Annotated in this window: 13 protein-coding genes; all 13 read left to right on the top strand. The window is 44.9% G+C overall.

The window, feature by feature from the left end:
• The 13 genes from WC980_02335 (at position 1) to WC980_02275 (ending at position 14,434) form a co-directional block, all read left to right on the top strand.
• Positions 1-855: an NAD(P)-dependent oxidoreductase gene (locus tag WC980_02335; protein ID MFA5793898.1), complete on the top strand. Its 855-nt coding sequence runs from the start codon at positions 1-3 to the stop codon at positions 853-855.
• A gap of 11 nt (positions 856-866) precedes the next feature.
• Positions 867-1,892 (top strand): GDP-mannose 4,6-dehydratase, encoded by a 1,026-nt coding sequence (locus tag WC980_02330; protein ID MFA5793897.1) that lies wholly within the window; start codon positions 867-869, stop codon positions 1,890-1,892.
• The gene (locus WC980_02325) at positions 1,893-2,930 is read left to right on the top strand and encodes a dehydrogenase (protein ID MFA5793896.1); all 1,038 of its coding nucleotides are present in this window, start codon (positions 1,893-1,895) and stop codon (positions 2,928-2,930) included.
• Positions 2,931-3,074: 144 nt separating this feature from the next.
• Complete coding sequence (locus WC980_02320) at positions 3,075-3,767, top strand: nucleotidyltransferase family protein (protein ID MFA5793895.1); 693 nt, start codon at positions 3,075-3,077, stop codon at positions 3,765-3,767.
• Between the two features lie 94 nt (positions 3,768-3,861).
• The gene (locus WC980_02315) at positions 3,862-5,688 is read left to right on the top strand and encodes a hypothetical protein (protein ID MFA5793894.1); all 1,827 of its coding nucleotides are present in this window, start codon (positions 3,862-3,864) and stop codon (positions 5,686-5,688) included.
• A gap of 23 nt (positions 5,689-5,711) precedes the next feature.
• Entirely contained in the window at positions 5,712-6,488 is a 777-nt protein-coding gene (gene rfbF / locus WC980_02310; protein MFA5793893.1) for a glucose-1-phosphate cytidylyltransferase, read from the top strand.
• The gene (gene rfbG, locus WC980_02305) at positions 6,489-7,574 is read left to right on the top strand and encodes a CDP-glucose 4,6-dehydratase (GenBank protein ID MFA5793892.1); all 1,086 of its coding nucleotides are present in this window, start codon (positions 6,489-6,491) and stop codon (positions 7,572-7,574) included.
• Position 7,575: 1 nt separating this feature from the next.
• Positions 7,576-8,916, top strand: a complete 1,341-nt coding sequence (gene rfbH, locus WC980_02300; protein MFA5793891.1) for a lipopolysaccharide biosynthesis protein RfbH — start codon at positions 7,576-7,578, stop codon at positions 8,914-8,916.
• Between the two features lies 1 nt (position 8,917).
• The gene (locus tag WC980_02295) at positions 8,918-9,667 is read left to right on the top strand and encodes an MBL fold metallo-hydrolase (GenBank protein MFA5793890.1); all 750 of its coding nucleotides are present in this window, start codon (positions 8,918-8,920) and stop codon (positions 9,665-9,667) included.
• A gap of 27 nt (positions 9,668-9,694) precedes the next feature.
• A complete protein-coding gene (locus WC980_02290) occupies positions 9,695-11,491 on the top strand; it encodes a thiamine pyrophosphate-binding protein (GenBank protein MFA5793889.1) in 1,797 nt (598 codons plus the stop codon).
• A 25-nt stretch (positions 11,492-11,516) separates the two neighbouring features.
• On the top strand, positions 11,517-12,146 hold the full coding sequence (locus WC980_02285; GenBank protein ID MFA5793888.1) for a GNAT family protein: 630 nt from the start codon (positions 11,517-11,519) through the stop codon (positions 12,144-12,146).
• Position 12,147: 1 nt separating this feature from the next.
• Complete coding sequence (locus WC980_02280) at positions 12,148-13,302, top strand: pyridoxal phosphate-dependent aminotransferase (GenBank protein MFA5793887.1); 1,155 nt, start codon at positions 12,148-12,150, stop codon at positions 13,300-13,302.
• 16 nt (positions 13,303-13,318) lie between these two features.
• On the top strand, positions 13,319-14,434 hold the full coding sequence (locus tag WC980_02275) for a DegT/DnrJ/EryC1/StrS family aminotransferase (protein MFA5793886.1): 1,116 nt from the start codon (positions 13,319-13,321) through the stop codon (positions 14,432-14,434).
• The last annotated feature ends 20 nt before the right edge of the window (positions 14,435-14,454 follow it).

Raw genomic sequence — 14,454 nt, 5'->3', positions numbered from 1 at the left:
ATGAGTATTTTAGTCGTCGGCGGTAAAGAGGGGTTTATCGGAAATGCCTTTATCGAAAGGTTTACCCGGACGGAAGATATCAAGTACACCGCTCTTAATGTGCCTCTTAATCCTGATTGCCGGCGCTTGGACCTGAACAAGCCGGCCGATTTCGATTACAGTTTTATCAGCCCCGATGATTTCGTCGCCCACCTGGCGGCCATCTCCCTGCCTGATGTCTGCGAACAGCAATACGAAATGGCATACCGGATAAACGTTACCGGAACGGCCTATTTCATCAGGAAATGCCTGGAACGCCGGGCCCGGGTGCTGTTCTTTTCCTCGGATACGGTTTACGGCGAGTCACAAAATCAGGTGGATGAGAATTCACTTGCTAACCCGCACGGCAGATACGCCCAGATGAAAAACGAAATAGAACGCCAGTTCCTGCCCGAAAAGCAATTCAAGGTATTTCGGATGTCCTATATATTTTCCAAGGCCGATAAAATGACCACCTACTTGCAAAAATGCTCTCAAACAAAGCAGACGGCCGAGATATATCATCCGGTTTCCCGTAATGTTATCTATCTCAATGACCTGCTGGATGCGATTATCGCCCTAAAAAATAACTGGGATAAATTAAAAAACCCGGTATTCAATATCTGCGGTGATAATCTGGTTTCCAAGCTGGATATTACCGAAATATATAAAAGGGTCGTGGATAATAGCCTGCAGATGAAAATAGCGGAACCTGGTAAAGAATTTTACCGGGCGCGGCCGAAAATTATCAACCTGAAATCGCTTTATCTTGAAAAACTGCTCGGCCGCAGACCAATAAGTTTGGCCGAGGCGATGAAGCAGGAGTTCAACAAGTAAGAGGTGCGTTTATGGGTAAAAAGAAGGCTTTAATCACGGGCGTTACCGGCATGGTTGGGTCTCACCTGGCTGACTTCCTGCTTGCCAAGACCGATTGGGACGTTTACGGCATGTGCCGCTGGCGCAGTCCGCTGGATAACATCGAGCATCTCCTGCCCAGGGCCAACAAAAACGACCGCGTTTACCTGCTCTACGGCGACCTGCGCGACTATGTCTCCCTGCGCGAGGTCATCAAGAAATCTCTGCCTGATTACGTCTTTCACCTGGCCGCCCAGAGCTATCCCAAGACCAGCTTTGATTCGCCCATAGACACGCTGGATACCAATATCAACGGGACCACCCGGCTGATGGAGGCCATCAAGGAATCAAAGGATGCCGGGGCAATCGACCCGTTCATCCACGTCTGCTCGTCTTCCGAGGTGTTCGGGCGGGTGCCCAAGGAAAAAGTGCCTATCAACGAGGAAGTGTCCTTCCATCCGGCGTCGCCTTACGCCATATCCAAGGTTGGCACCGATCTGGTCGGCCGTTTCTACGCCCAGGCCTATGGCCTTAAAGCCATGTCCACCCGGATGTTTACTCATACCGGCCCCAGACGGGGCGATGTCTTCGCCGAATCCACCTTTGCCAAGCAGATAGCTATGATAGAATCAAAACTGCTTCCGCCGGTGGTCCAGGTCGGCAACCTGGATTCAATGAGGACCTGGGCCGACGTGCGTGACGCCGTCCGGGCCTATTATATGCTGGTTACGGTCAATCCTGTTCCGGGCGAATATTACAACATCGGCGGCACTTATTCCTGCACTATCGGGGATATGCTCAAATACTTGCTGAGCTTGGCCAAGGTGAAAAACATCAAAATAGAGGTTGATAAGGAAAGATTAAGGCCGATAGACGCCGACCTGCAGATACCCGATACCAGGAAATTCCAGAAACACACCGGCTGGAAACCGGAGATACCATTTGAAACCACCATGCAGGACCTGCTTGAGTACTGGCGGGCCAATGTCAGCAAGGGAAGATTATTCCTGAGGAGATAAATGCCTAACCGAATCATTCGTGCCAAAGCGCCTTTGCGGCTCGGGTTTGCCGGTGGCGGAACCGATGTCTCGCCTTATTCCGACCTTTACGGCGGGCAGATACTCAACGCCACCATCTCGATGTACGCCTACGCCGTAATAGAGCCGCATCAGGACAAGCAAATAATCATAGATTCCGTCGACCGCGGTAAGTTTCTGACTTTTAAGGCTGCCAGATACCTCAGGCCGGACGGCAATCTTGACCTGATAAAGGGCGTCTATAACCGGGTGGTAAAGGACTACAATAACGGCCGTCCGCTATCGTTCAAAATCACCACCTATGTCGACGCACCGCCCGGCTCGGGCCTGGGTTCGTCATCCACGCTGACCGTGGCCATCTTGGGCGCTTTTGTTGAATGGCTCAACCTGCCGTTGGGCGAATACGATATAGCCCATCTGGCTTACGAGATAGAGCGCCGGGACCTGAAACTTCCCGGCGGAAAGCAGGACCAGTATGCGGCCACCTTCGGCGGGTTCAATTTCATAGAGTTCTACCAGGGCGACAAGGTCATCGTCAATCCGCTCAGGATAAAATCGCAATCCATCGCCGAACTGGAATTTAACACCCTGCTTTACTATACAGGCGCCAGCCGGACCTCATCGTCCGTGGTGGAATCGCAGGTGAAGAACGTGACCCATAAAAAGAAGGCGCCGCTGGAAGCCATGCACCACTTGAAAACCCAGGCGGTTATGCTTAAGGAAGCTTTGCTTAGAAACGAGCTGAACAAAATCGGAGAAATCCTCGATTATGGCTGGCATCACAAGAAGAAGACGGCCGGCAATATCACCAATTCCCGGATAGAAGAGATATATGAGACCGCCAAAAAGGCCGGGGCGGCCGGCGGCAAGGTGTCAGGCGCCGGCGGCGGCGGGTTTATGATGCTCTATTGCCCCAGGAATACCCGGTATAAGGTCATTCAGGCGCTCCAGAAGCTGGGCGGCGAGTTCCGCAGGTTCCAGTTCACCAAGCACGGCCTGACCGCCTGGACTTCAAAGTAATCAGATTGAATATAACAGTGACTTTAAAGAGACTTGTAACATTACAAATTAATAATAATCAGTAAAATTAGTATAATCCGCGGTTAAAATAAAAATAATATTAGTGTTTATTCGTGTACATTCGTGGTTGAAACTTAGTAAAATATGCAAGCGATTATTTTAGCGGGCGGTAAGGGCACACGCCTCAAAGAAATCTCCAAAGATATCCCCAAGCCGTTGATAGACATAAACGGCCGGCCATTCCTGGAATACCTATTTGCGGACATCAAAAATTACGCGGATACCGTCATCCTGGCGGTAGGGTACAGGCGCGAGTTGATAAAAGAACGTTTCGGGGACATCTGGCATGGGATAAAGCTGAAATACTCCGAGGAAACCGAGCCTTTGGGCACCGGCGGAGCCATAAAGAAGGCGTTGACCTTGTGTTCAGGAGAACAGGTTCTTATCCTGAACGGTGATACTATTTTTAAGTGTGATATCAATGGCTTGAAACAGTTTCATAACGACAAAAAAGCGGATATGACCATAGCTGTTAAGGAAATAACGGATTCCGATCGGTACGGCATAGTCGAATTAGACGGGAATAATAAAATAATATGTTTTAAGGAAAAGGCGTTTTATAAAAAAGCGCATATAAACGGCGGGGTATATCTGGCGGGAACAGGATTCCTGAAGAGAAAAATGTCCGGTTCCCCGGGCAAATTCAGCTTTGAAATAGATTTCCTTCCCGGGATAATAGCCGATAATAATATAATAGGTTTTGCCAGTAGGAATTACTTCATAGACATAGGCGTACCCGAAGATTATCATAAGGCAATAAAACAAATTTTCCCTTAAGGCGATTTAGTATAAAGGATAATACATTAACAAGGTAATAAGTTGTTAGTTCGGTAAAACGATAGATTATTGATAGAAATAAATATTTGGATTTATGGAAACATTTGAGAATAACAAAACTTCAATTTGGGAAAAGTATTTAATAATACTAATATTGCTGTCTTTTTGCGCTTATTATTTTATTTTTATCCATAGCAGCATCGTTAATGTCATATGGCAGGCCTGGTTTGTTCATTTGCCTTTAGTCGAGAAGTTTCACCAAGGCATTCTGGGATTCAAGGATTTATGGTTTCCTTTCGGCGAACACGGTTTGTTTGGCTACAACGTACTTTTTCTTGTAAATGTAATCTTTTTCCACCTGAACGCGTTTTTCGACGCTTATATAAATTTGAGCTTGATATTATTAAGTTCAATCGCCATTTATTTGAGGTATAGGAAAAGCTTGTTTCATTTTAATGCCTTATTATTCATACCGATATCTTTCATTCTCATTGTCTTTGTCATGTTTAATGTGTCACAGGGAATCGGGGGGGGGATGGACATCCAGGTGAGGATGAGCATAGCCTGCTTTTTGATAACAATTGCATTATTGGACCAAATTATGTTTGAGGAAAAGGCCTCTAAAATCAAATATACAATACTTGGAGTAATGATATTGATGTCAATCTTGATATTCGGGACAGCGTATTCTTTTGCCTGGATACCGGCGGTTTTTATTTTCTATTTATTAAAATTCGTTACTGCCAAAAAAATTGATAAAAGTTTTTTTGTTAATACCCTTCTATTAATGATTTCGCTATTTCTATATTATATAATTTACTTGAAAGGCCATATCTCAGTACAAAATGATCCGGCTGTAAATGGGATTTCGAATAAAATAATAAGCATAATCTCGCAGCCGCTACACGTGATTAAATTCATCCTGGCATCCCTCAGTAACGGCATAATCAGCAGGACCATTCACGAATACGTCCATACGAGTTCTGCTGTATTGCTCTTGAACGGTTTCTTTTTAATGCTTATTTATTTATACTCCTTGAAATTATACATTTCCTCAAAAATGTGGACGAAAACTTTTCTCCCGATAGCATTGATAATGTATACTTTTGGCATAATAATTCTTGTATTGATAGGCCGGCCCTGGGATTGGGTTGGCGGCACGGACCGTTGGTATACCGTTCATTATAAGTTTGGCATAGTAGGCATAATTTGGATATTGATTTATAGTATACAGCAAAAGGCCCAGCTACTGAGAGGCTCTGGGAATGCGGGGAGTGAAAATATAATGAAAAGAGTGCTTGGAAATAAGCCTATTTTAATAATGAGCGCCATAATATTTTATATTGTTTCAGCGCTTATATATTCAGAGATTTACGATTGGAAACGCGCCCCGTATGTAAAAAAATACTTTGCCGTGATGGTGCCGTATGCCTTTGTCTCTGCGGATGAAATGCCCGTTGATGAACGGGGCGTGACGCCATTTATAACAGATTTGAATACTACTATTAATGGCTTGAAAATTATGGAAAAATATAATTTGAATGTATATTATGAAGCAGGTAAAAAGATTGGAAATACTTTGCAAACAGCTATGCTGATGGATGGCTGGTATCAGGATAAATGGGTCGGCAAAAATGCCAAAGCGATTTTTAAAAGCGGTGGAGAAGGCAAGCTGGTACTTGACGGTTATCTTCCGGGTAATTTTGAACCTAATGAAGTAGAGATTTTTATAGATGGTAAATTATCTGTTACAAAAGTCATTAAGCCGGGTGAGAGTTTTAGAGTTGAACTTGATGTTGAACGAAATAGTTTGATTAATTTGAAAATACAATCTAACTATGCGGTGGTTCCCAAGGAAAAGGGTTGGAGTGAAGATGATAGGCCTTTATCATTAATGATTTCTAGTATTTACCTGAAATAAAATTTTCACATAAGGAGCTTTTTATGAAAGTCGTTATACTTGCCGGTGGTTTGGGCTCCAGAATAAGCGAGGAATCTCAGCTTAAACCCAAGCCGATGATTGAAATCGGCGAAAAACCTGTTCTTTGGCACATCATGAAAATCTATTCGCATTACGGATTCAACGATTTTATCATCTGCCTGGGATACAAGGGGTATGTCATAAAAGAGTATTTTGCCAACTACTTCCTGCACGAATCTAATGTCACCTTTGATTTTAAGAACCAAAATAAAAAGATAATTCATACCCATACGGCCGAACCGTGGAAGGTTACCCTGGTAAATACCGGGCTTGAAACGATGACCGGCGGTCGGCTGAAAAGGATTAAAGACTATGTGGGCAAAGCTTCATTTATGCTTACTTACGGCGATGGCGTGGCCGATGTGGATATCAAAGCGGCCGTTAAATTCCATAAAGCGCACGGCAAGACAGCGACTGTTACGGCATCCCAACCTGTAGGCAGGTTCGGGGTTCTTGATTTGTCTCAAAATGATTCAGTAAAAGGATTTCAGGAAAAGCCTAAGGGTGAGGGCGGCTGGATAAACGCCGGATTTTTCGTATTTGAGCCGGCCATATTTGATTACCTGAAAGATGACAGCACTATTTTGGAGAGACAGCCGCTGGAGGCATTGGCAAAAAGAGGTCAGCTAAAGGCGTTTAAACATAAAGGATTTTTCCAGCCGATGGATACGTTAAGGGACAAGAACTATTTAGAAAACCTTTGGGCGGCCGATAAGGCGCCGTGGAAGGTCTGGCGTTAAATGACAGTTGATAATAATTTTTGGCGCAATAAAAGGGTTTTCATAACCGGCCATACCGGCTTCAAAGGTTCCTGGTTATGTCTTTGGCTCCATTCTCTCGGCGCTAAGGTTATCGGTTATGCCTTAAACCCGCCGACAAAGCCAAGCTTGTACGATTTGTGTCGGATAAACAAATTGGTCAAATCTAATATCGCGGATGTCCGTGATTTGCGGTCGTTGATAAAATCCATTTTGTCGGCCCGGCCGGAAATCGTCATACATATGGCGGCCCAGCCGTTGGTGCGCGATTCATATAAACTGCCGGTAGAGACCTATGCCATAAACATTATGGGCACGGTTAATCTCCTTGAGTCCGTCAGGCAATGCAAAGGCGTAAAGGCAATCATAAATGTTACTACCGATAAATGCTATGAGAATCTGGAAGTACTTAAAGGGTATAAGGAAAATGACCCGCTGGGCGGTTATGACCCGTATTCCAGCAGTAAGGCTTGCTCGGAGCTGGTGACATCTGCTTACCGCAATTCTTATTTCAACCCGGATAAATACCGCGCCCACGGAGTTGCTGTGGCCACCGCCCGGGCCGGGAATGTCATCGGAGGCGGCGACTGGGCGCGAGACCGGCTTATTCCGGATTGCGTAAACTTTTTATTAAAAGGAAAAAAAATCATCATAAGGAATCCCAAGGCAATCAGACCGTGGCAGTATGTGCTGGAACCTTTGGCCGGTTACCTTATCCTGGCCCAAAAACTTTACAAAAATGGTCCCCGATACGCCCAGGCATGGAATTTCGGGCCGGACGAAAAAGATGCCCAACCGGTGGAATGGGTTGTTAAAACACTCTGCCAAAAATGGGGTAAAGATGCTTTTTACGTGGTGGACAAGAGACAGCATCTCCACGAAGCCGGTTACCTGAAGCTTAATTGTTTCAAGGCCAGGGCTTTACTGGGCTGGAAACCGCGCTGGAATCTTTCTTACGCCCTGGATAAGGTGGTCCAGTGGTCCTTGGCTTATAAGCACAAGGCAAACCTCAGGAATGTTTGCCTGGAACAGATTAAAGAATATTCCTCAGGTAATCAAAAGGTGTGATATGAATGATTCCGGAGACAGTGTTAAAAAACAGATAATGAGTTTAGCTGGCCGTTATTACCGGCTGGTCCACAGGAAGACCGGGGCATTCAAGCCTGGTGATCGTATCTCGTATGCCGGGCGTGTCTTTGACGAGCGGGAAATCAGCGCTTTAATCGATTCGGCGCTTGACTTCTGGTTGACCACCGGAAAATACGCCGCCGAATTCGAAAAAAATCTGGCTGAATTCCTGGGTGTTAGGTATTGTTCCTTGGTAAATTCCGGTTCTTCGGCAAATCTGCTGGCCTTTATGGCCCTGACCTCGCCCAGGCTCGGGCCGCGCCGGATAAAAAGAGGTGATGAGGTCATAACCGTGGCGGCCGGGTTCCCGACCACGGTCGTGCCGATAATCCAATATGGCGCCGTGCCTGTGTTTGTTGATGTCAGCCTGCCGTCATACAACGTTGATTGTTCTTTGCTTGAAAAAGCGCTGTCATCTAAAACAAAAGCGGTTATTTTTGCGCATACTTTGGGCAACCCCTTTGACATAACCAAAGTAAAAGAATTCTGCAATAAGCACGGTTTATGGCTGATAGAAGACAACTGCGATTCGTTGGGCTCCAGGTATTTATATAAAGGCAAATGGCGGTATACCGGCACCGTCGGCCATATCGGGACATCAAGCTTTTATCCGCCGCATCATATGACCATGGGGGAAGGCGGGGCGGTTTACACCAATGATCCGTTATTAAAGAAACTGATTGAATCGTTCAGGGATTGGGGGCGTGATTGCGTTTGCCCGTCCGGTAAAGATAACACCTGCCGGAGCAGGTTCACCCAGAAATTCGGGGAACTGCCGTTCGGCTATGACCATAAATATGTCTATTCGCATCTGGGGTATAACCTTAAGGCCACTGATATGCAGGCGGCCATCGGTTGCGCCCAATTGAAGAAGCTTCCTGCTTTCATAAAAGATAGGAAAAATAACTGGCAATCACTTAAGAATGGGTTATTCGGCCTGAGCCATAAATTTATCCTTCCCGAGATATCGCGCAATACGGACCCCAGCTGGTTCGGATTCATGCTAACGGTAAAGGAAGATGCCGGTTTTAGCAGGGAAGAACTGGTCAACTACCTGGAAGGCCGGAATATCCAGACCCGGATGCTTTTTAGCGGTAATATCATAAAACATCCCTGTTTTGACGAGATGCGTAAATCCAAAAAGGGTTACAGAACAATCGGGAGCCTGGAAAATACCGATATGATAATGAACCAGTCATTCTGGCTGGGCGTCTATCCGGGCATGAAAAAAGGGATGATAGAATACATAATAAAGAGCATAAAGGATTTTACCGGGGAATAAGATGCAAATCGTTTTTTTAGGGACCAACGGTTGGTATGACACCAATACAGGCAACACCATATGCACTCTTATCAATACCGAACAATTCCTTATCGTTCTGGATGCCGGCAACGGAATTCATAAATTAGGCCGGTACATAGATTCAAATAATCCCAAGCCCGCATACCTTTTTCTGAGCCACTTCCATTTAGACCATATAGAAGGCATGCATACCCTGGCAAAACTGCGGTTTTTAAAAAAACTTACAATATTGAGCTCGGTTGGCGCTAAAAGTGCACTAGGGAGAATTATCAAGTCTCCTTATACCATTGATTTTAGTAAACTGCCGTTTAAGGTTGACATTTTTGAACTGCCGAAAGATCGGCCCAGGCTGCCGTTCAAGATATCCGTCAGCAGGCTCAAGCACTCTGATATGACGATAGGATGCCGGATAGAAACCGATTCCAGGGTTATCAGCTATTGTCCGGATACTGGATATTGTCCAAACGCCGTAAAAATAGCCAAAAACGCCGATATCCTGATAACTGAATGTGCTTTCAGAAGCGGGCAGGTAAACCCCGAATGGCCGCATTTAAACCCGGAATCAGCCGCCGGGATTGCTAAGGAATCCAAAGTCGCGAAATTATATCTGACCCATTTCGACGCCAGCGTTTACACATCGTTAAAAGACCGGAAATTAGCACAATCACACGCACAGAAGGTTTTTAAGCAATCATTTGTTGCAGTAGACGATAAGATTATTACGATATAATAATATAGTTTAGTAATAACTTAATTTATGATAAGAATAGCTGATTATATTGCCGATTACGTTTATAAATTAGGGGTTAAGGACGTATTTATGGTCTCCGGCGGAGGGATGATGTTTCTCTCGGATGGCATTGTGCAACATCCCAAGCTCAAAGCTATTTGCAATCATCATGAACAAGCCTCAGCAATGGCCGCCGTGTCCTACGCTAAATATAACGAAAATTTTGGAGTCGCTTATGTTACGACAGGGTGCGGCGGGACTAACGCTATTACCGGACTTTTGAACGCCTGGCAGGATAATGTGCCTTGCATGTTTATTTCAGGACAATCTAAGCGCAGCGAGACCGTCCGCAATTCCGGCCTGAAATTAAGGCAATTCGGGGTCCAGGAAGCAGACATAATCGCGATAGTTGAGCCTCTGACTAAATATGCGGTTATGGTCAATGACCCATATGAAATAAAATATTACCTGGATAAAGCAACTTATCTTGCCAAAACAGGGCGTCCCGGTCCGGTCTGGCTTGATATACCGCTTGATGTGCAGAGCTCTATTATTGATGAGTCAAAGCTTAAAAAATTTGACGCTAAAAAATTAGCTAAAAAATATAAAGAAGAACCTACCAAAGATGAAATAAATACAATAAGCAAATGGCTTACTCGGGCCCAAAGGCCGGTCATAATAGCGGGGCAGGGTGTTCGCCTGTCAAAATCCATAGATAAGTTCCGGAAATTCATCGAAAATTACCGTATTCCGGTTGTTGCTTCACGGCTGGGGATAAATATCCTGCCCAGCGCGCACCCCTTATTCATAGGGCGCATAGGCAACAAAGGGGATAGGGCCGGAAATCTTGCCGTACAGAATGCAGACCTGGTCATAGCCATCGGCAGCCGGTTAAGCGTAAGTTCTACCGGCCATGCTTATGACACCTTTGCCCGGCAGGCAAAGATAGCCGTGATTGATATTGATCCGGAAGAGCACCGTAAAAAGACTATAAAGATAAATCTATTCATTAATGCCGATGCCGGTAAATTCATAACGGCTATGAGGGGTCAGCCAAAACCAGATACTCAAAGATGGGCGGCTAAATGCTTTGAATGGAAAAAAAAGTATCCGGTTTGTTTGCCTGAATATGCATCAGAAAAAAAAGGCGTAAATCTTTACTATTTTGTTGACCGGCTTTCAAGACAGCTGAAATCCGATTCGGCCGTCGTTTCAGATGCCGGCTCGTCATTTTATGCTACCTCCCAGGGTATCCAGCTGAAAAACGGACAACGGTATATTACATCCGGCGGACAGGCGGAAATGGGATATACCTTGCCGGCGGCCATCGGCGTCTGCGTCGCCAGGAATAAAAAGGAAACTATCGGTATTACCGGGGACGGTTCATTCCAGATGAATATCCAGGAGTTGCAAACCGTAGTGCATTATAAACTTCCCATCAAGCTTTTTGTGTGGAACAATGACGGTTATCTGTCCATAAGGGCGACCCAGGGTAAGTTTTTTGATAAGCGTTTTATCGGAACGGATTCGACTTCCGGCGTGTCATTTCCCAGCGTGCAAAAGATTGCTGCCGCGTACGGCATCAAGTATTTCAAGGTGCCGCGCAGCAAAGACCTTGATGTGGTATTAAAGAAAGTATTAGCCTATTCCAAAGCCGTAATATGCGAGGTTATGTGTTTAAGAAACCAGGAGATTGTGCCTACGGTCGCTTCATATAAAAAATCAGATGGCGTTATGATTTCTAAGCCGCTTGAAGATATGTACCCATTTTTAAGCAGGGCGGAATTTAACAGTGAAATGGTGATAAAACCTATTAAAGAATAATAGGAATCCTTTACAATTCATAAGCATGCTCGAAAGAATCAAAAAATTAAAATACAGCCATTTCGGTGATGATATTATCAAGGGTAATTTGAATGGCTGCGAATATGACCTTATTCTGATGACTGATGAATGCGCACAAGACCAAGTTTTAATGGGTTTGCTTGCCAACTGGCGGAAACAACATGAAATGTGGTTCCCGGCCCAATTCAAGGTCACGGTAGAAGGCACGACAAAATGGTTTCAAAAAGGTGTGATTGAAACGCCTGATAGGTTGTTGTTTGTAATAAAAGTAAAAAATAAGTACATCGGGCATATAGGTTTATTCAGGTTTGATTATGATAAGAATATATGTGAAATCGATAATATTGTCCGCGGCGAGCCGGGTTGTCCCGGCTTGATTGGCGATGCAATAAAAAACATGATGGAATGGGGGCAAAAGAATTTGAATCTTGGAAATTATTCCCTGAAAGTCATGTCAGACAATGCCAAGGCATTAAACCTTTATGATAGGCTTGGTTTCATGGAAAAAGGACGGATACCTTTGATAAGAATCGAAAAAGAGGATAGAATCGAATGGGTTGAGGCGCCCGCAAATTACACCGGCGCGATAAAACGATATTATGTTGAAATGCTTCTGTCCCTGAAAGTGAAATAATATGAAGTTGTCAGTAAGCAAGCGTTCATCCAGACTGGTGCGTTCAGAGATCCGCAATATGTCAGTGGAATGCGAAAAAGCGGGTGGCATCAATATGTCGCAGGGCGTATGTAATATGCCCTTGCCAACGGCTGTTAAGAAGGGAGCCGTAAAGGCCATGGATGACGGCTTGAATTATTATAGTCGGCATGACGGTCTGCCTGAATTGCGTAATGCCATCGCGGCCAAGATGAAACGGCATAATGGAATATATGCGAACCCTGAAACAGATGTGGTGGTTTCTGCCGGCTCTACCGGTGCATTTTATTGCGCCTGCCTAGCTTTGCTTAACCCCGGAGACGAAGTCATTATTTTTGAGCCGTATTACGAATACCATATCAATACTTTGATTGCGGCCGGGGCAAAACCGGTTTATGTGAAGTTGTCTCCGCCGGATTGGTCGTTTGACTTGAAAGACCTGGCTAAGGCTATCGGCCCGCGCACCAAGGGCATAATGATAAACACCCCGTCAAATCCGGCCGGTAAGGTTTTTTCTTTGGCCGAATTGAAGGATATAGCCAGATTAGCGATAAAACACGACTTTTTTGTGTTTACCGATGAGATATACGAATATTTTGTTTATGACGGCCTGAAGCACATAAGCCCCGGGTCATTAAGTGAAATAAAAAACCGGACAATTACTATCTCCGGCTATTCCAAGGCATTCAGCATAACCGGATGGCGCATAGGATATTGCGTTTGTGACTCTAAATGGGCTAAGATGATAGGTTATATCAACGATTTGGTCTATGTCTGCGGCCCGACGCCGCTTCAAATGGGCGTGGCTAACGGCATAATGAAATTGCCGGATAGCTTTTACCAGAATCTTTGCCGTAAATACTATTTGAAAAGAAACGAAATCTGCAATATTCTTTCCCGGATAGGCTTAACGCCGTTTGCCCCGAAAGGGGCGTATTACATCCTGGCCGATGTCGATATATTGCCGGGTAAGACCAGCAAGGATAAGTCCATGTATTTGTTGAAAAAAACCGGCGTGGCCACAGTGCCGGGAGAAGCATTTTATCACTCAAAGGGCGGTGAGAATATAGTCAGGTTTTGCTTCGCCAAAAGCGAGCAGGAGTTGGCAGAGGCGAGCATAAGATTGCTCAAGTTATAAAAAAGGAGTATCTTCTATGCAAAGGAAAAAAATAAGTTTTGCCGGACCGTGGATTACGCAGAAAGAAATAGATTATGTGGTTGATGCCGCCAAGAACGGTTGGTATGAGACATTTGACATGCATACAAAAAAGCTAGAAAAGGCTGTCTGCGATTATTTGGGGATGAAACACGCCTTGGCTACGCATTGCTGTACTGTGGCTCTTCACCTGGCCAACGCATCGCTGGGGCTTCAAGAGGGCGACGAGGTCATCTGCACTGATTTCAGCTGGGTGGCGACATCGTACTCTATCGCTTACACCGGGGCTAAGGTGGTATTCGTCGATATTGACTCTGATTCCTGGTGCATCGATCCTAAAGCCATAAAGAAAGCTATTACCAATAAAACTAAGGCGATAATGCTGGTTCATACATTCGGTTATCCGGCGCAAATGGATGAAATAATGGCCATAGCCAAAGAGCATAACCTGAAAGTTATAGAAGATGCCGCCCCATCATTAGGCGCGGAGTTCAAAGGACAAAAAACAGGGACTTTTGGAGATATTGCCTGTTTCAGCTTTCAGGGGGCTAAAATAGCGGCCAGCGGCGAAGGCGGAGTATTTGTTACGAATGATGATAAACTATATGAAAAAGCTTGCTTGTTGGCTTCGATGGGTCGGACTGACTCAAAGGCCGTTTTTTGGTCAGATATGCTCGGATATCAATATACCATTGCCAACTTGACCGCGGCCATTGCGCTGGCTCAAGTAGAAAGAATCAACGAGCTGGTTGCCAAAAAACGGCAGATATTTGATTGGTATTATCAAAGGTTGAAAGATATAAAAGGTCTCAAAATCATCAAGGAGAAAAAAGACTGCAAAAGCAATTACTGTTATCCGTCCATACTGCTCCAGGATAATATTTCAGTGTCGAGGGATGAGGTTGTCAAGCGACTGAAAGAACTTAACATCCATTGCCGGCCGGCATTCCCAAGAATGAGTTTATTTCCTTTTTTCGGCCCGCCAAGATTTCCCAATCCGGAGGCGGAAAAAGTAGAGAAAAGAGGTATTTCCCTGGCCTCAGCCGCTAATCTGACCGAAGAAGATGTTGATTTTGTATGCGAATCGTTGGTTAAGATAATATCCAAGAAATAGAGATTAGTGAATAAGGCATG

The sequence above is a fragment of the Candidatus Brocadiia bacterium genome (assembly GCA_041658285.1).
Classification (GTDB): Bacteria; Planctomycetota; MHYJ01; order JACQXL01; family JACQXL01; genus JBBAAP01.
This window is presented reverse-complemented; position numbering and strand designations above follow the sequence as displayed.